The 17,284-nt window shown below is 44.0% G+C and carries 18 protein-coding genes; 2 read left to right on the top strand and 16 right to left on the bottom strand.

Going from position 1 to position 17,284, the window contains the following annotated elements:
- Nucleotides 1–12 precede the first annotated feature (12 nt).
- From hisS to iscR, 14 genes are all read right to left on the bottom strand, one after another.
- Nucleotides 13–1,293 carry a histidine--tRNA ligase gene (gene hisS / locus AYW75_RS07525; RefSeq protein ID WP_082856441.1) on the bottom strand — a complete coding sequence of 427 codons (1,281 nt, stop codon included), beginning with the start codon at nucleotides 1,291–1,293 and terminating at the stop codon, nucleotides 13–15.
- A gap of 11 nt (nucleotides 1,294–1,304) precedes the next feature.
- A complete protein-coding gene (ispG, locus tag AYW75_RS07520) occupies nucleotides 1,305–2,417 on the bottom strand; it encodes a flavodoxin-dependent (E)-4-hydroxy-3-methylbut-2-enyl-diphosphate synthase (RefSeq protein ID WP_067097759.1) in 1,113 nt (370 codons plus the stop codon).
- A gap of 8 nt (nucleotides 2,418–2,425) precedes the next feature.
- Nucleotides 2,426–3,436, bottom strand: a complete 1,011-nt coding sequence (locus AYW75_RS07515) for a RodZ domain-containing protein (RefSeq protein ID WP_197478918.1) — start codon at nucleotides 3,434–3,436, stop codon at nucleotides 2,426–2,428.
- Between the two features lie 316 nt (nucleotides 3,437–3,752).
- A complete protein-coding gene (gene rlmN, locus AYW75_RS07510; protein WP_067097756.1) occupies nucleotides 3,753–4,868 on the bottom strand; it encodes a 23S rRNA (adenine(2503)-C(2))-methyltransferase RlmN in 1,116 nt (371 codons plus the stop codon).
- A 153-nt stretch (nucleotides 4,869–5,021) separates the two neighbouring features.
- A complete protein-coding gene (ndk, locus tag AYW75_RS07505) occupies nucleotides 5,022–5,429 on the bottom strand; it encodes a nucleoside-diphosphate kinase (RefSeq protein WP_067036305.1) in 408 nt (135 codons plus the stop codon).
- A 156-nt stretch (nucleotides 5,430–5,585) separates the two neighbouring features.
- A complete protein-coding gene (locus AYW75_RS07500) occupies nucleotides 5,586–6,737 on the bottom strand; it encodes an IscS subfamily cysteine desulfurase (protein WP_067097753.1) in 1,152 nt (383 codons plus the stop codon).
- Between the two features lie 33 nt (nucleotides 6,738–6,770).
- Complete coding sequence (locus tag AYW75_RS07495; protein ID WP_067097750.1) at nucleotides 6,771–7,196, bottom strand: SufE family protein; 426 nt, start codon at nucleotides 7,194–7,196, stop codon at nucleotides 6,771–6,773.
- A 98-nt stretch (nucleotides 7,197–7,294) separates the two neighbouring features.
- Nucleotides 7,295–7,825 carry a putative Fe-S cluster assembly protein SufT gene (sufT, locus tag AYW75_RS07490; protein WP_067097747.1) on the bottom strand — a complete coding sequence of 177 codons (531 nt, stop codon included), beginning with the start codon at nucleotides 7,823–7,825 and terminating at the stop codon, nucleotides 7,295–7,297.
- Nucleotides 7,826–7,829: 4 nt separating this feature from the next.
- Nucleotides 7,830–8,177, bottom strand: coding sequence for a HesB/IscA family protein (locus tag AYW75_RS07485; protein WP_067097744.1), 348 nt, complete (start codon nucleotides 8,175–8,177; stop codon nucleotides 7,830–7,832).
- Nucleotides 8,178–8,187: 10 nt separating this feature from the next.
- Entirely contained in the window at nucleotides 8,188–9,405 is a 1,218-nt protein-coding gene (locus AYW75_RS07480; RefSeq protein WP_067097741.1) for an aminotransferase class V-fold PLP-dependent enzyme, read from the bottom strand.
- A gap of 11 nt (nucleotides 9,406–9,416) precedes the next feature.
- A complete protein-coding gene (gene sufD, locus AYW75_RS07475) occupies nucleotides 9,417–10,640 on the bottom strand; it encodes a Fe-S cluster assembly protein SufD (protein WP_067097738.1) in 1,224 nt (407 codons plus the stop codon).
- Nucleotides 10,641–10,642: 2 nt separating this feature from the next.
- Nucleotides 10,643–11,428 (bottom strand): Fe-S cluster assembly ATPase SufC, encoded by a 786-nt coding sequence (sufC, locus tag AYW75_RS07470; RefSeq protein ID WP_067036283.1) that lies wholly within the window; start codon nucleotides 11,426–11,428, stop codon nucleotides 10,643–10,645.
- A 19-nt stretch (nucleotides 11,429–11,447) separates the two neighbouring features.
- Nucleotides 11,448–12,884: a Fe-S cluster assembly protein SufB gene (sufB, locus tag AYW75_RS07465; RefSeq protein ID WP_067097735.1), complete on the bottom strand. Its 1,437-nt coding sequence runs from the start codon at nucleotides 12,882–12,884 to the stop codon at nucleotides 11,448–11,450.
- 50 nt (nucleotides 12,885–12,934) lie between these two features.
- Nucleotides 12,935–13,426 (bottom strand): Fe-S cluster assembly transcriptional regulator IscR, encoded by a 492-nt coding sequence (iscR, locus tag AYW75_RS07460; protein WP_067097732.1) that lies wholly within the window; start codon nucleotides 13,424–13,426, stop codon nucleotides 12,935–12,937.
- Between the two features lie 235 nt (nucleotides 13,427–13,661).
- Here iscR and AYW75_RS07455 point away from each other — a divergent pair, with 235 nt between their 5' ends.
- Nucleotides 13,662–14,228 carry a hypothetical protein gene (locus tag AYW75_RS07455; protein WP_067097729.1) on the top strand — a complete coding sequence of 189 codons (567 nt, stop codon included), beginning with the start codon at nucleotides 13,662–13,664 and terminating at the stop codon, nucleotides 14,226–14,228.
- Between the two features lie 56 nt (nucleotides 14,229–14,284).
- Here AYW75_RS07455 and AYW75_RS07450 read toward each other — a convergent pair whose 3' ends face one another.
- Nucleotides 14,285–15,181, bottom strand: a complete 897-nt coding sequence (locus AYW75_RS07450; RefSeq protein WP_067097726.1) for a DMT family transporter — start codon at nucleotides 15,179–15,181, stop codon at nucleotides 14,285–14,287.
- A 110-nt stretch (nucleotides 15,182–15,291) separates the two neighbouring features.
- Here AYW75_RS07450 and AYW75_RS07445 point away from each other — a divergent pair, with 110 nt between their 5' ends.
- Complete coding sequence (locus tag AYW75_RS07445) at nucleotides 15,292–16,227, top strand: LysR substrate-binding domain-containing protein (RefSeq protein ID WP_067097723.1); 936 nt, start codon at nucleotides 15,292–15,294, stop codon at nucleotides 16,225–16,227.
- Here the strand turns inward: AYW75_RS07445 and AYW75_RS07440 are convergent.
- Nucleotides 16,211–16,867 (bottom strand): hypothetical protein, encoded by a 657-nt coding sequence (locus AYW75_RS07440; protein WP_067097720.1) that lies wholly within the window; start codon nucleotides 16,865–16,867, stop codon nucleotides 16,211–16,213. The two genes, AYW75_RS07445 and AYW75_RS07440, sit on opposite strands and share 17 nt — an antisense overlap.
- Between the last annotated feature and the right edge of the window lie 417 nt (nucleotides 16,868–17,284).

Raw genomic sequence — 17,284 nt, 5'->3', positions numbered from 1 at the left:
TGCCTTAGCAATCTAGCCGTTTAGTTTCTCTAGTAAATTACCGACTAATTCGGCATTGGTGCAAGAAGTCTGTTCACCTGTCTGCATGTCTTTTACCTGCACAACACCCTCTTCTACTTCGCTATCACCAATAATTAATGTGAACCGCGCACCAGACTTATCGGCTTTTTTCATTTGGTTCTTAAAATTACCACCGCCACAATGACGCAACACAGTCCAATTTTGACCAGCATTACGTAATGATTCGGCCACAACAAATGACTGAAGTTCCGCGGCATCACCAAATGACACCATAAATACGTCGGTGGTATCTTTTGCTTCGTCCGGAATCAATTCTAGTGTTTCCAGTAATAGCACCAAGCGTTCAACACCCATAGCAAAGCCTACTGCAGGAGTAGTTTTACCACCAAGCTGCTCTACTAAGCCATCATAACGACCACCAGCACAGACAGTTGCTTGAGCACCAAGGTGCGATGTTACCCACTCAAATACTGTTTTACCGTAATAGTCTAAGCCGCGCACAAGTTTGTTATTAATTACAAACGGCACATCATTGGCTTTTAAAATCGCCTGAAGGCGGTCAAAATGCGCTTGGGATTCTTCGTCGATGAAATCCTCTAGGCTCGGTGCATTAACCAATACCTTTTGAGTATTTTCGTCTTTTGAATCCAAAATACGCAATGGATTAGTGGATAGACGACGTTGACTGTCTTCGTCTAACTGGTCTTTGTATTGTGTTAGATATTCAACCAACGCGGCTTTGAAAGACTCACGTGCTGCCGCTACACCAATCGTGTTCAGTTGCAACTCAACGTGATCAAGCAGCCCCAACTTTTTCCACAAACGCGCTGACAAAATAATCAGTTCGGCATCGATGTCCGGTGTAGCCATGCCAAAAGACTCGACACCGATCTGATGAAATTGACGATAACGACCTTTTTGTGGGCGTTCGTAACGGAACATAGGACCGACATACCAAAGACGTTGCGTTTGGTTAAATAACAACCCAGCTTGGTCTGCGGCTCTTACACAACTTGCCGTCCCTTCCGGACGCAACGTCAGCGATTCACCGTTACGGTCATCAAAGGTGTACATTTCTTTTTCAACAATGTCCGTTGTCTCACCGACACCGCGCTTGAACAATTCAGTATGTTCAACGATAGGAAAACGAATTTGTTGATAGCCATAGCCAGATACGACTTGAGCTACTGTTTTTTCAAGATACTGCCAAACCGATGACTGGCCTGGCAAAATGTCGTTCATTCCGCGAATTGCTTGTACTTTACGACCCACTGTTCGTGCCCTTATGACTTAGCGATAAGATTCAATTCTTGTTTCTCTTTTTCCAAGGCTTTGTCTCGAATCATTCGTTCAAGATCATCAACCAAGGTTTCGTTTTTAACTTTTGTATTGGGCTTACCATCTAGGTAAACCAAGTTATTTGGGCTGCCGCCAGCTAAACCTAGATCAGCTTCTTTCGCTTCACCTGGTCCATTCACTACGCACCCAATAACCGCAACATCCAAAGAGACTTTAATGTCCTCTAGACGCTCTTCTAACTCATTCATGGTTTTGACTACGTCGAAATTTTGACGCGAGCAACTCGGGCAGGCAATAAAATTAATGCCACGATTACGCAGTTTCAAACTACGCAACATATCCCAACCTACTTTGACTTCTTGTACAGGATCGGCAGCTAAAGAAACTCGTAAGGTGTCACCTATGCCATCCATCAATAAAAGGCCTAAACCAATTGAAGATTTCACGGTACCTGAGCGCAAGCCGCCTGCTTCGGTGATTCCCAAGTGAAGTGGATTATCAATCTGGCTCGCGATTTTACGGTAGGCTTCAACGGTCATAAAGACATCCGAAGCTTTTAAACTCAGCTTAAATTCTTGGAAGTCTAATTCATCAAAGTATCCGATCTGACGAAAAGCCGACTCTACCAGTGCATCGGGCGTTGGTTCACCGTACTTTTTCTGCAAATCTTTTTCCAATGATCCTGCATTTACACCAATACGAATCGGAATGTTCTTATCGCGAGCACAATCGACCACAGCACGGATGCGATCTTTATTACCGATATTACCTGGGTTAATACGCAAACAATCGACACCGTATTCAGCGACTTTCAAAGCGATTTTGTAATCGAAGTGAATGTCTGCAACCAGCGGTAGATCAACTTGCTCACGAATAGACCTGAAGGCTTCTGCAGCATCCATCGATGGAACAGAGACACGTACAATATCGGCGCCAGCGTCTTGCATCGCACGAATTTGAGCGACCGTTGCCGCAACATCACAGGTTTCTGTGTTTGTCATACTTTGCACACTAATCGGTGCATCGCCGCCAACCGGTACATTTCCCACCATAATTTGGCGAGAGTGGCGACGTTTAATTGGAGATTCGAAATGCATGCTTATCTCTACTCAAGCTCAAAACGAGCTAGATCTTTACGTATATAAGTGGAAAAGTCGAATGGCTCTCCCTTGTATAGGAGCTCAGTCACGCCACGAGCATACCCTAACGTTACTCGATATGGGGCCTGACCGTCTAATTCAAGACTACTACCAGCGGATTTTACACCAGAAAAGATAACACGACCTGTGCTATCACGTACTTGCGTCCAACAATCCGCATCAAACGTCATCACAATATCATGACTAAAAGCCGGTGCTTCAATCGCAACCGGAGTCGATACAGGCTCTGGCTCGCGAGTGGCTTCAACAACTTCTTCTGGATCAACCCCCGCATCCTCAAGTAAGGCAATGGTTTCAGCCGAAAGACCTGTCACTACGTCAGCCGCTTCATCCAAAACAGTTTGCGTTTCAATATTCGACAATGCGGATAAATCAAGCGACTCTAAATCCGCGTCAGGCTCATTCATTTCAATGGCAGCCAGATCACCAGTTGGTGTATCTGTCTCGACAGACTCTTCTTCGACAGGAGTAACGTTTTGTTTTTCATTTAACTCGACAGATTGTTCTTGCGCTACAGGATCTTGCTGCACATCTGGCTCAGAGGATTGAGCCGGCCACCAAAATGCGACAAACGCAATAATTGCTACAATGATAGCCGACACGATTACAAAGATAGGGTCACGGCCTGAAGCTTGAGACCTTACATTGTCCACAGGACGTATATTGCTTTCTTTTACAGACTGCTGCTCATCAAAAGCGGTTAATATTGGGCGGTGATCTTCTCCCAATAAACGACAGTAACTTTTAATGTAACCACGAGCAAACGTCGCAGATCGAAAACGATTAAATTCATTATTCTCCAATGCATAGACGTGTTCGATCGAAAGCTTTAACTCGGTTGCCACTTGGCGTTCATTTACGGCCAGGGCCAGACGTTTCGCCCGTAAACTCTGACCAATATCCAGAGTTTTTCTCTCATTTTCGGGAGCGATATCCATCTCTAAATCAGTTGTCATGGTATTACCTTGGTATAGCAGGCATGGAAGCGCTTGGCTACCCAAATGTATGGTCAGTTTCATGCGGGTGGAACGCACGACAGACAAAATGGTAGCGTATGAATGAGTCCAATGAAGCGAACAAAAACTGCCTGAATATTAATAAAAAGCGCTTTCTATTATTAGCCTTGTATTAAATCAAGATTGTTGCCGCCCATCAAACCAATCAAGCAAAAATGACAAAAATCTTTTCTATCAACGGCAAGTTTCTAAGTAAATCTGACATGTTACTTACAAGTCACATCCATTCACTTAGAAACTACCTTTTTAAACTGGCTTATTCAGACACTTCGCGCAATTCGATGTACTTTTGCGAACGACGTGTTTTATCCATGAAATCCCCCACTAACTGACCACAAGCAGCATCGATATCATCACCACGAGTAGTACGAACTGTTACCGTGTAACCATCATCCGCTAGAATTTTTTGGAAGCGTCGTGTTTGGTTATTCGACGGTTTATCGTAGCCAGAGTTGGGGAAAGGATTAAACGGAATTAAGTTGATTTTACATTCCAAATCCTGCAATAGCGTCGAGAGTTCACGTGCATGCACTTCTTGATCATTGACGCCTGCCATCATGGTATATTCGATGGTGATATGGCGCTTGTCAGGCAGGTTATCAAGATAATGCTGGCATGCCTCGAGCAACTGCTCAATTGGGTATTTCTTATTAATTGGCACCAGCTCATTTCGCAGCGCATTGTTAGGTGCGTGCAATGAAACCGCCAATGAAACATCGGTACGTTTTACGAGATCGTAAATTCGCGGCACCACGCCAGACGTACTCAGTGTTACGCGACGCTTTGATAAGCCATACGCGTTGTCATGCATCATAAGAATCATGGCATCGACTACTGGCTCGAAGTTCATCAAAGGCTCGCCCATGCCCATCATTACCACGTTTGTAACACGACGAGGGCCATTTGGGTCCATAGGACCAAAGGATTTAATCGCAATCCAAACCTGGCCAATGATTTCTGCGGCCGTAAGATTACGGTTAAAACCCTGTTTACCCGTTGAACAAAAACTGCAGTCTAAAGAACAACCTACTTGCGAAGAAACACATAATGTTGCGCGATCGCCATCAGGGATTAATACTGCTTCAACGCAGTTGTTTTGACCACCTTCGGTACGAATGATCCATTTACGCGTGCCATCAGTAGAGATGTTTTGAGAAACGATTTCAGGCGCACGAATCTCACAAATCGTTTCAAGCTTTGCACGCAGCTTTTTACTGACATCCGTCATCTCTTCAAAGGACTCTGCGCCCTTTTGATGAATCCATTTCATTACTTGCGTTGCACGAAATTTCTTTTCGCCAATCGACTCAAAAAATTCAATCAGTTTCTCTGGAGAAAGGCCAAGTAGGTTTACTTTTGCGGTGTCAGTCATAAATATCAATCATTCGCCCTAAAGCGTTAAGTGTAGACAAAAAAAGCTTCTGAAAAACGTTAATCTTTTCAGAAGCCTCTGCAAAGAAGCGGGCCATAGGCCCGCTTCTCTATAACCATCTTTTCAAAAACGAAAAGGAAGGTTTAAAATCAATTACTTACCGAAGAAGTAAGCAATTTCACGTGCAGCAGACTCTACAGAGTCAGAACCGTGAACAGCGTTCGCATCGATAGATTCAGCGTAGTCTGCACGTAGAGTGCCAGCCGCTGCCTCTTTAGGGTTAGTTGCCCCCATTAGTTCACGGTGACGTAGAACAGCGCCTTCGCCTTCAAGAACAGAAACAACAACAGGACCAGAAGTCATGAATGCAACTAGGTCTTTGTAAAATGGACGCTCTTTATGCTCAGCGTAGAAACCACCCGCTAGCTCGTCGTCTAGTTGGATCAATTTAGCTTCAACGATTTTCAAACCAGTACGCTCGAAACGAGAGTAGATTTCACCGATTACGTTTTTAGCAACAGCATCTGGTTTGATGATAGATAGAGTGCGTTCTAGCGCCATGATAAACTCCAAAATTGTATTTCTAAGAGTACGCGATATTGCGGACTCAACTAATAAGTTTTAGCGCGTGGATTATACGCATGTCTTGATGAAATTTGTATGCGTCCACAGGCTTTTTTAAGGATAATAACGGAAAATATATCCTTTTTTCCGTTATTAAGCGCCGCGCAGTTGTGACACGGCATTTTTGACGGTTTCAATAACAAAGTCGATCTCTTCTTCCGTGGTGAAGCGGCCAACCGACATACGCAATGAGGCATGCGCCAGCTCGTCGGATAGGCCAATTGCTCGCAGCACATACGATGGCTCTAGACTTGCTGAGGTACAAGCGGAACCAGAAGAAAGCGCAACATCTGATAATGACATCAATAATACTTCACCTTCTACGCCATCGAAGCCCACGTTAACGACACCTGCAACTCGATTTTCAGAGTCGCCATTCAGATGTACTCCAGGCATTTGAGCTAGGCCATTCCATAACTTTTCACGAAGAGCACCTATACGAGCACAGTCGTCAACCATATCTGCTTTTGCAATCTCAAACGCCTCTCCCATCCCAACTATCTGATGAGTAGCAAGCGTACCAGAACGCATACCACGCTCATGGCCACCACCGTGCATTTGCGCCTCAAGCTTCACTTTAGGCGTGCGGCGTACATATAAAGCGCCAATTCCTTTCGGACCATACGTTTTATGGGCGGTTAGCGACATCAAGTCTACTTTCATAGCCTTCACGTCAATAGAAGCCTTACCGGTTGTTTGCGCGGCGTCAACGTGAAAATAGATGCTTCTTTGACGCGTTTCATGGCCAATCGCTGCAATATCTGTCACAACACCCAGCTCATTATTACCGTGCATCAGTGAAACGAGAATGGTGTCTTCACGCAATGCTTCAACAACATTAGATACGGTAATTTCACCCCGCACGTTCGGCTGCAAGTAAGTCACCTCAAAACCTTCTTGCTCAAGCTGGCGACAAGGATCAAGCACTGCTTTGTGCTCAATCATAGAGGTTACAATATGGCGCCCTTTAAGTTTATTGGCATGCGCCACCCCCTTAATCGCTAAATTGTTTGCCTCGGTTGCCCCCGATGTCCATACAATTTCACGCGCCTCTGCTGCAATTAGTTCTGCTACCTGTAGACGCGCATCTTCAACAGCCTCTTCAGCACGCCATCCAAATAAATGCGATCGCGAAGCTGGGTTGCCGAAATTGCCGTCTTGAGTCAAACATTGCATCATTTTTTCGGCGACACGAGGATCAACTGGCGTAGTCGCTGAGTTGTCGAGGTAAACAGGTGTTTGCATGGAAACTCTCCAAGGTAACGCAAAAATTAAAAACTAAACAGACGCTTTCGCAATGGCTTGCACACGACCCACAATCGAACGTAGACCATTACCGCGAGTCGGACTAAGGTGACTCTCTAAATCCAACTCGGAAAAATATTTGTCGATATCAAAACCAATGATTTCTGCTGGCGTTCTTTCGTTGTAAGCCGCCATCACAACACCTAACAAGCCGCGAACAATCACTGCATCACTGTCTACTGAGAAGATCAGCACTTCTCCTTTAACAGGATCTTGCGTGGCACCTGGCTGAATCCAAACGTTGCTTTGACAGCCTTTCACTAAGCGCTCAGGTGTCCGCCAAGCGTCATCAAATTCAGGCAGTGATTTACCTAAATCTATAATGTATTTGTACTTGTCTTCCCAATCATCAAAAAAGGAGATGTCATCAATAATTTCTTCTGTCGTCGGTAAAGACATAATGCCTCGCTTGTTGTGCGGTCCAAAAAGAAAACGGCCAATGGGTTAAGCATTGGCCGCTGGGTATTGTAATCGATTTTATGCTCGAACTGTATGCGTTAGAAGAACAAGCCCGCTTCGAGCTGAGCTTCTTCACTCATCATGTCACGAGACCAAGGTGGATCAAACACCAGCTCCACCTGAACGTCAGTTACATTCGGAACTTTCGCAACACGATACTTAACATCACTGACTAATACAGGCCCCATACCACAACCAGGCGCCGTCAACGTCATATTAATGTCGACACGCTTACTGTCTGCATCAATCGCAACACTGTATATCAAGCCTAAAGACACTAAGCTAATCGGGATTTCTGGGTCATATACACTATCAAGCGCTTTCCAAACTTGATCTTCGACCACCTGACCAGAACCATCATCATTAAAGCTCAGCACTTCAGGCTCTTGACCAATTGCATCCGCATCGGTGCCATCAATCCGCAGCATGTTACCTTGAAACGTAACGGTGTAGTTACCACCTAGTGCCTGATTGATCGTAATAAACTGACCTTCAGGGATGGTGGTAGGATCACCACTCGGTACTCGGCGAGCAGGGCACTCGCGTTGAGTTACGACCATTTTTTGCATGCTATTAATTCACACTAAAGCTTTCGCCACAGCCACATTCAGCTATAACGTTAGGATTATTAAATTTCACGACCTGATTGATCCCTTCTTTAACAAGATCTATTTCAGTACCTTGAAGAAGCGTCAATGACTGATCATCAATGGCTAACTTCACACCATCAAAATCCATAATCGAATCACCGGCTTCTGGCACACTTACAATATCTAATACATAAGCATAACCAGTGCAGCCACTTTCTTTTGTACTTAACCGAACCAAGCCTGCTTCAGCAGTCAATTTTGATGCAAAGAACTTACGCGCTGCATCCGTTAACGTGACGCTTTGATTCGGATCAAATGTTTCTGTCGACATAATATGCCTCCTAGGCCAACATCATGTGAACTTTCTTCAACGCTTTGAAGAACAGTTCCACTTCTTCAATTGTGTTGTAGATCGAGAAAGACATTCGGGCGGTTCCAGGGACACCAAAACGTGCCATTAATGGCTGGGCACAGTGATCACCCGTACGAATAGCAATACCTTGGCGATCCAACAAGAACCCAATGTCTGCAGGGTGACCTTGATCGAGCACGAAACTAAATGCTCCGACTTTATGCTCCGCTTCGCCAACCATGCGTAAGCCATCAAACTCTTTGGCAAGCTCAGTCGCGCGAGACATCAATGCCTTTTCATGGGCCGCAACCTCAGCATGATCAAAAGCATCGAACCAACGAATCGCCTCACCTAAAGCAATCGCATCACCCACATTTGGCGTACCCGCCTCTAGGCGATACGGTAAAACGTTCCAAGTGGCGTCTTGAAGCGTTACCGTTGCAATCATTTCACCACCGGTTTGCCATACAGGCCACTCAGCCAATAATGCTTCTTTTCCCCATAAAACCCCCACACCCATTGGTGCATAAATTTTATGGCCAGAGAACGCATAAAAATCACAGCCTATCGCTTGTACATCCACATCACCATGAGCAATACCTTGCGCACCATCTACCAACACCCACGCATCGAATTTCTTCGCTTGTTCTGTTAACCACGTAACAGGATTAACCGTTCCCAGCGAATTCGATACATGTGGAAAAGCAACCAGTTTGGTATTTTCATTTAACAATGAAACATATACATCTAAGTCAAGCTCCCCTTTGTCAGTCACGGGCACGGTATGTAATGTCGCACCCGCTACTTTACAGGCTTGCTGCCAAGTCACGATATTGGCATGATGCTCCATCCCCGTCACAATCACTTCATCAGTACTTTTCAGTAACTTTGACAAACCGTTAGCAATCATATTGATGCCTTCGGTTGTGCCCGATGTCCAAATTACTTCTTCACGTTTTGGCGCATTAATAAAGTCTTTAACGATGTCGCGCGCGTGTTCAAATTTACGCGTCGCTTCGTCGGCTAGACGATGAGCACCACGATGTACATTTGAATTATAAAGAGAGTAATACTCCACCAGCGCATCGATAACACACTGCGGCTTCTGAGTCGTCGCTGCATTATCAAGATAGACCAGAGGGTTGCCATCGATTTCGCGTTTTAAAATTGGAAACTGCTCACGAATAGCAGCGACATCAAGACTCATATGCTTCTCGCTTATTTTACTTCCATCTGAGCAAATCGATCACGAATAATCGGACGTACCCATTCTGCTAATTCAGCAGTTGGCATCTGATCAATCAACTCATTAATAAACCCAAAACTCAGCATTAGCTGTGCTTGAGAACGACTTACGCCACGTGTTTGTAGGTAGTACAATGCTTTTTTGTCGATCTCTGCAATGGTTGCACCATGGGCACAACGCACATCATCGGCATAAATCTCTAATTCAGGCTTAGTATTGATTTCCGCTTTATCGGACAACAAAAGGTTGCGATTATTTAGCTCTGCAAGCGTCTTTTGTGCATCACGATGAATATGAATACGGCCATTGAACACTGCGCGACTGCGATCACCCGCTATACCACGAATATTCTCTTCCGTTGTACAGTTTGGTACGGCATGCTCAACGTTTGCGTGTAAATCAAATAATTCAGTGCCATCTAATAAATAAATCGCATTCAACTTAGCTTCGGCTTTTTCACCTGCATAAATGATATCGGTATCGATACGCTGCAAATCACTACCAAAGCCGATAATGCTGCTGTTTAGCGTCGCTTTACCCAGCAATTTAAAATGACTACCACCAAGAGCAACATTATCGCCCGATTGCAATGCAAAACGGTAATGCTCAAGGTGCGCTCCAGCGCCAATCAAAAATTCGGTGTAAGCCGTTGTTAATGTCGCGCCATGCGCTTCAGCATTTTCAACAACTTTTAACGCAGCACCCGCTTCTAGCTCAACCACCACACGAATGTGGCCTTGTGCGCCATTGCTTAGCAAATTATTGATTCGTAAAACCGAGTCAATTTTTACATTCTCAGCAACAGTAACCACAGCGACATCCGCGGCTAACACATCATTAACTAAGCCAAATATATGACGTGCAGGCTTAATCGTTGTAAACAAATCAGACTCTTGCATTTCAATGGTAAGTCCTTCAGGTAGGTCTTCTGGCATTGAAACCAATTGACCATCTACGAACGTCAACTCTAGAAAATCAAGACCCTCTACATCTACTGGCGTTAGCTCAGGTGACTCTTCTTTAAAGACCGCTGAACTACGCTCAACAGCACGAAGCGGCGTGTATTTCCATGCTTCAGTTTTACGGCTAGGCCATTTCGTATCTGTCAGCAGCGCCAATGACGTAGCACGCTGATCTGCAAAACCATCTTGGATGCTATCTGCATGAGCGATGGCGTGTTGTAACCATTCACTCATGATTAATCCTCAATTTCGTCTTCTGTTGGCTCTGTTTGCAGCCAAGCGTAACCTTGTGCTTCCAACTCTTTCGCTAGAGAGGCGTCGCCACTCTTTACAATCTTACCGTCTGCTAATACGTGCACGAAATCTGGTTTGATGTAGTCCAAAAGACGCTGATAATGGGTTACAACAATAAAGCTTCGCTCTGAGTCACGCTGGCTATTCACACCGTTAGCGACCACTTGCATGGCGTCGATATCCAAACCTGAGTCTGTTTCGTCAAGAATGCAAAGTTTCGGCTTAAGAAGAATCATCTGCATGATCTCGTTACGCTTCTTCTCACCGCCAGAGAAACCTTCGTTAACGCCACGCTTCAAGAATGAAACAGGCAGGTTAACCTGCTTACACGCTTCTTTGGCAAGCTTCAAAAACTCAGCTGACGTAAGCGCTTCTTCACCACGTGCTTCACGCTGAGAGTCAACAGACACCTTTAAGAACTCAAGGTTACTTACGCCAGGAATCTCGACTGGATATTGAAACGCTAGAAATAGACCGGCACGTGCGCGCTCTTCTACATCCATATCAAACAGATCTTGACCATCCAGCGTTGCCGAACCACTGTCTACTTCGTAACCATCTCGACCTGAAAGCACATAACCTGTTGTTGATTTACCTGCACCGTTCGGGCCCATAATGGCATGAACTTCACCAGGTTTAATGTCTAGGTTGAGACCTTTGAGAATGTTTTTTTCTTCTACACTTGCGTGCAAATCTTTGATCGATAACAAAACGTTTTCGTTTGACATGTTCAATGGGTTCCTCAACCTAACCTACAGAGCCTTCAAGGCTAATTTCGAGAAGTTTGCCCGCTTCAACGGCAAACTCCATAGGGAGTTCTTTAAATACTTCTTTACAGAAGCCGTTTACAATCATCGATACCGCTTTTTCAGGATCAACTCCACGCTGTCGACACAAAAACATCTGATCATCACTTACTTTCGATGTCGTCGCCTCGTGCTCAACAATCGCTGATGGATTGCGGCTTTCTACGTATGGGAATGTGTGAGCGCCACACTGATCACCGATCAGTAATGAATCACACTGAGTAAAGTTACGCGCGCCTTCTGCACCTGGATTCATACGCACAAGACCGCGGTAGGAATTATTACTCTTACCGGCAGAAATACCTTTCGAAATGATCGTCGACTTGGTGTTCTTACCAATATGGATCATTTTTGTACCGGTATCCGCCTGCTGACGGCCACGCGTCAAGGCAACAGAGTAAAATTCACCAACACTGTTATCACCTTTTAAAACACAGCTTGGGTATTTCCATGTAACGGCAGAGCCCGTCTCAACCTGAGTCCAAGAAATCTTGGCGTTGGTATGACAAATCCCGCGCTTAGTTACGAAGTTATAAATACCACCTTTACCGTCTTCATCACCTGGATACCAGTTTTGAACCGTCGAGTATTTAATTTCTGCATTGTCCATCGCAACCAATTCTACAACAGCGGCATGTAATTGATTTTCATCACGTTGAGGTGCTGTACAACCTTCCAGGTAACTTACGTGAGAGCCTTCATCGGCAATGATCAAGGTACGCTCAAACTGACCTGTATTTTGCTCGTTGATACGGAAGTAAGTTGATAGCTCCATTGGGCAACGAGTGCCCTTTGGGATGTAGACAAATGAGCCATCTGTAAAAACAGCACAGTTAAGTGCAGCAAAGTAATTGTCTTTTGTTGGTACAACGCTACCAATGTACTTTTTAATCAGGTCTGGGTATTTATGAACCGCCTCAGAAATAGGGCAGAAAATAACACCAGCTTCTTCTAGCTTTTCGCGAAAAGTCGTTACTACTGAAACAGAATCAAATACTGCGTCAACCGCAACACCTGCAAGCATTTGCTGCTCAATTAAAGGAATACCCAACTTCTCGTAGGTGCGTAAAAGCTCAGGATCCACCTCATCAAGAGACTTTGGCTTGTCTTTCATACTCTTTGGTGCGGAGTAGTAAGAAACCGATTGTAAGTCAATTTTAGGGTAGGACAGATGAGCCCACTCCGGCTCTTCCATTTCTTGCCAAACACGAAACGCTTTAAGACGCCACTCGAGCATCCATTCAGGTTCACCTTTGACTTCAGAGATTCGGCGAATCACGTCTTCATCGAGACCAGGCTCGAAGGTTTCTGATTCCACTGCAGAAACGAAGCCCGCTTCGTACTCTCGAGCTAACGCCTTATCAATCTGCTCAGTCATATTAGAAACTCACTCATTCTTCCAGGGACACGCCCTGCTAGTTGTGTTCGTTAACCGATGAGGGCTGCAGATATCTTCTCTTGAGAAGCTGTAGCCGACACCTTGCCGTCTTTATTTTGTCGCTCGGCAACAAGCCGAACATCTTGGCGCTTGACCAATTTCTCAAGACTAATTTGACTCAAAAAATCATGGATCTGATCGCTCAAATCACACCATAAATGATGTGTGAGGCAAGTGTGACCACCTTGGCAATCACTCTTTCCTTGGCAACCTGTTGCATCTACGGATTCGTTCACCGCGTCCACAATCTGCGCTACATAAATTTCACTTCGATCACGACTCAAGCGATATCCGCCGCCAGGCCCCCGAACACTGGTCACCAACTCTTTTTTACGGAGCTTTGCAAACAGCTGCTCAAGATAGGACAAAGAAATACTTTGCCTATTCGATATATCTGAAAGCGAAACAGGTCCATTGTCTGAGTGCAGCGCTAAATCAAGCATTGCAGTTACCGCGTAACGACCTTTTGTTGTTAAGCGCATAAACTTTCCACTTAAGTGCTAATGAATGTTTTGATCATACACAAAACCTACTATTTTTATCAAGTATTTACCTGACAAATTTAGTAGGTTATTAGCACATATTTAGAATCTTCGGTATTTTAAGGGCAACACTACTAAAACTGAATAAATTCCAGCATATTTGTTGTTATATCTTTATGGTTTTGTCCGATACGTATAAGAAGTAATCAAATCACTAGCAGCTAAGAGGAAACCTATGAGTCAATCAGTAGGAAATAAAGATCAGTCGGATACTCAAGACAACAACACCTCCAAAAAAAGCAAGCTACCAATCGGCTTAATCGTTAGCTTTTTACTTTGTTTTCTCATCAGCGTGCTTGCATCAGCAGCTCTGACATACTTTTTTGTCTCCTCAAACAGCAACGAAGGAGTGATGGCTGAGAGGCAAAAAGAAATAGAAAATCAATTGAATGCTATGCGCCAGAGTATAGAGCAGCAAAACGCTCAATTAAGTGCCATAAGCGCCGAAAACGAAACACTTAAAACCTATCTGCGTCACAGCAGCGCTAATGCACTAAAAAATATTTTGATCAATCAAGAAGAGAATATACAAGCCTATCTTGCTGTCATGAGACAGGCAATTGGTGATTTAAGTGACATGCTACCAAACAGCTCTGACTGGGAGACCACCTATCAATATCAGATGGATTTGGCACTCAAAGCAAGCATGGAGAGAACCACCCTACTCAACCTTTTAAAAACAGGTGAGCCACAACAGCGCAATTCTTCTTTACCACCAAAATCTCCAACAAGCAGCAATTAACAGCATAAAGCCCAGTTCACATAGACTGGGCTTTTTTTCAGCTGCGCTTTCGTATCTTAAAACTCGGGCACTGATCCTTGCGCAGCCAACTCTCTACGCTTACGACGCTCAGCAATGATATCTTTTCGCCCAATATAAATCAGCGGCACTACAATCAAGGCAGCGCCAAGCAATAAACTCATATCAACCGTTTCAGCAAACATAAACCAACCAGCAAATATCGCAAACAACAGACCAGAGTATTCTGCTGAACTCACTTGGCTAGACGCCACATAACGATATCCAACCAAACAACCCAAGCTATACAGTACAGAACAAATCGACGCACCAAATGCCAACCCAAGTTGCTCCCAAGAAAGAGAACCACCTTCCCATATTGCCAGCCCCCCTGCTAATGGCAATGCACACATTTGCGCGATAAATAAACCATGCATTGCCCCCTGCCCTTCAGGCAACTTACGAACCAGCAAACTGTTAACAGCCAATACAAATGCAAATCCTAATGCACTTAACATCCCCCACCCAATATAGCTTGGCTTAAGAATCACTAGCACACCTAAGAAGCCGGATACCGCAGCAAAAAGCACTGTCTTAGTGAGCCTCTCCTTATAAAAAATAACCGCTAACAAAATAATAAAAATTGGTGCTGTATAGAAAATCGCATTTGCTGTCGCAAGAGGTAGCTGAGATAAGGAAATTACCAGTAATACTGATGTAAGAATCCAAAGATTACCTCTTAAAATATGTAACTTTAACCCCTCTAATGGACGCTCAACTCGTTTGCCAACAACAAATGGAAGCAGTACAAGGCACATAAAAAGAACACGGTAAAATGTAAACTGGAAAACAGCTTCATTAGCATTGGCAAGCTTTACCAATACATCACACACTGTCGCCATTAAGTTACCCAGCACTAACACTAAAATTGCACTACTGATTGTTTTACCTGACACGGCAATACACCTTTCATCAAATTACTAATTGGCGCGAAGTATAGAGAGGATGTAGAATTCAATAAAATGATATAATTTAATTTAGCATTAGTTTTTTAGATATATAAAATATGAACCTACCTCCTCTTAAAACGCTACCTGTATTTGAAGCCGTCGCACGATTGAATAGCTTTTCACTTGCTGCAAACGAACTACACATTACCCAAAGCGCTGTTTCTCATCACATCAAAACACTCGAAGATCACCTCGGAGAACAACTATTCATTCGCTCAGGCAGAAAGCTGGAATTAACCACTGAAGGTAAAATTTATCTTGACAGCATTACCGGCTCTTTAAACCAGATAGCTCGCGCTACTGAGAACGTAAAAGGTGTCACTGAAACAAAATTAAGGCTGGCTGTTTACAGCTCATTTGCCGTTTATTGGCTCATACCACGCCTACCAAATCTTAAACGGCAATTCCCGAGCCTTGACCTAACCATTGAAATGACATTCTCAGAACCTGAACTATCAGATAGAACAGCAGACTGTTTTATTACTATTGAAAGTGAAAAACGAGGGTTTGATTTTGAATGGTTTTACACGGAACGATTATTCCCAGTATGCAATCAAAGCTTTTATCAGGAGCTTTTGTCTGAGCTTAATGTATTCAGCGATAAGGAACTGCAACACGAACTAAAAACAAACCCTGAAATACTGGCAAGGTTTCCATTAATTACATCCTATAGCATGTACGAAAGTTATGCTGAAGACTGGAGAAGATGGTTTAAGGAACAAGGTAAAGAACTACCTGTTAACATCAACTTTCATCGGTTTAGCCATCTAATGCTGGCTCATGAGGCCGCAGCGCACTCTTTAGGCATCGCATTGGTTAATGATTATATGTTTAACGAAGCCGACCCAAAAGACGGTCTAATCAAACTGCCCTGTATCGCACACAATGCTGAAGACCGATTTTATATTGCTTACAAACACAGCAGAAGGCATGAGCCAGCGCTTAAGCAGCTAAGACACTGGCTGAGAAACGAACTTAATGAGCTAACTTAGATTTCGCATAACCTTTAGATGTAGACCTTATAGTGGCTTTATTTTGTTGCACGACAGCACAGACGAAATAAAGCAACTCCGTCGCGGCAATCATCACAATTGCGTAACCAAGTAACTCTGTTCCCTCCTCCACTACATTTTTCACTGAACGTACGTATGCATCCCCCAACAAGCTATGCCAAAAATCAGTTCGTCCAAACATTCGAGAAAAGGCCAAAACGATAACCAAACCTGACACAACAAAACCAAAGCTAGAGGTCTGTGAAAAACGCTTTAACGAGTAGTAGCTTTCTTTAACTTGATGGCGCAAATAATAAAGCGTCATCACCAAAATACCGCCCACTAACAATTGCCAAGCACCATCGAATACATAAAGATCCAAGAATGAATCTGATTCACGGACAAACATCATAAACATTAAAGCACTGAGTAAAACACACGCCTGACGCAGTGGCTTAGAAAAATACGCACACACTAAAAAAGTTAGCGCACTAGAGAATGTAAATAAATCCTGCATTCTCTCTACCAATGACGATTCACTGTATTCCGCAGCCGTACCCAGCTGATAAGCTTCTAGAGATATACACTGAGCCACCCCGACTAATGCAAATAGATAAATCAAACCACGAAGAAAAAACATCACATCACCTAGCAGACTTTTATTAAGTTAATATTAAAGAACTTAAGTTTTTATATACATAGAGGCTTTGTTTGTTCCTAAGTAGTTATCATTAGTCAAATACCGTGCACTAACTCGTTTATAAGTAGAGCAAGCAACTTAATTCAACTCACTAAGTCGACCAATCGAGCTAATTTGTTCGAGAGTGTTTATGAGAGTCAGTGAAAACATATCAAGTAAGCCCTAGCATAAGGATTTACTCGCGCTTCCTTTTTAATGTCATGTTCCGAAGCGTCGAAGCATGAGATGGGCGCAAGCGAGACATAAAAGGGGTGTGGGATATAGCTGAGTGGATACTTTGAGGAAAACCGCAGGCACAAAAAAGCCCTGACAGCATGGCTATCAGGGCTTCCTTTGTATGATGCTTGACGACGACCT

Source organism: Marinomonas atlantica, assembly GCF_001639725.1.
Classification (GTDB): Bacteria; Pseudomonadota; Gammaproteobacteria; order Pseudomonadales; family Marinomonadaceae; genus Marinomonas; species Marinomonas atlantica.
The sequence above is the reverse complement of the archived record's forward strand: the minus strand, read 5'-3'. Positions and strand labels throughout refer to the sequence as shown.

Coding starts and splice junctions, on each gene's coding strand:
- AYW75_RS07515 (WP_197478918.1), bottom strand. CDS start 3,436: ATGACAACTGATTTAGAGATGGATATCGCTCCCGAAAATGAGAGAAAA.
- sufB (WP_067097735.1), bottom strand. CDS start 12,884: ATGACTGAGCAGATTGATAAGGCGTTAGCTCGAGAGTACGAAGCGGGC.
- AYW75_RS07495 (WP_067097750.1), bottom strand. CDS start 7,196: ATGTCTTTACCGACGACAGAAGAAATTATTGATGACATCTCCTTTTTT.
- sufD (WP_067097738.1), bottom strand. CDS start 10,640: ATGAGTGAATGGTTACAACACGCCATCGCTCATGCAGATAGCATCCAA.
- sufT (WP_067097747.1), bottom strand. CDS start 7,825: ATGCAAAAAATGGTCGTAACTCAACGCGAGTGCCCTGCTCGCCGAGTA.
- ndk (WP_067036305.1), bottom strand. CDS start 5,429: ATGGCGCTAGAACGCACTCTATCTATCATCAAACCAGATGCTGTTGCT.
- ispG (WP_067097759.1), bottom strand. CDS start 2,417: ATGCATTTCGAATCTCCAATTAAACGTCGCCACTCTCGCCAAATTATG.
- AYW75_RS07445 (WP_067097723.1), top strand. CDS start 15,292: ATGAACCTACCTCCTCTTAAAACGCTACCTGTATTTGAAGCCGTCGCA.
- sufC (WP_067036283.1), bottom strand. CDS start 11,428: ATGTCAAACGAAAACGTTTTGTTATCGATCAAAGATTTGCACGCAAGT.
- iscR (WP_067097732.1), bottom strand. CDS start 13,426: ATGCGCTTAACAACAAAAGGTCGTTACGCGGTAACTGCAATGCTTGAT.
- rlmN (WP_067097756.1), bottom strand. CDS start 4,868: ATGACTGACACCGCAAAAGTAAACCTACTTGGCCTTTCTCCAGAGAAA.
- AYW75_RS07485 (WP_067097744.1), bottom strand. CDS start 8,177: ATGTCGACAGAAACATTTGATCCGAATCAAAGCGTCACGTTAACGGAT.
- AYW75_RS07500 (WP_067097753.1), bottom strand. CDS start 6,737: ATGCAAACACCTGTTTACCTCGACAACTCAGCGACTACGCCAGTTGAT.
- AYW75_RS07480 (WP_067097741.1), bottom strand. CDS start 9,405: ATGAGTCTTGATGTCGCTGCTATTCGTGAGCAGTTTCCAATTTTAAAA.
- AYW75_RS07455 (WP_067097729.1), top strand. CDS start 13,662: ATGAGTCAATCAGTAGGAAATAAAGATCAGTCGGATACTCAAGACAAC.
- AYW75_RS07440 (WP_067097720.1), bottom strand. CDS start 16,867: ATGTTTTTTCTTCGTGGTTTGATTTATCTATTTGCATTAGTCGGGGTG.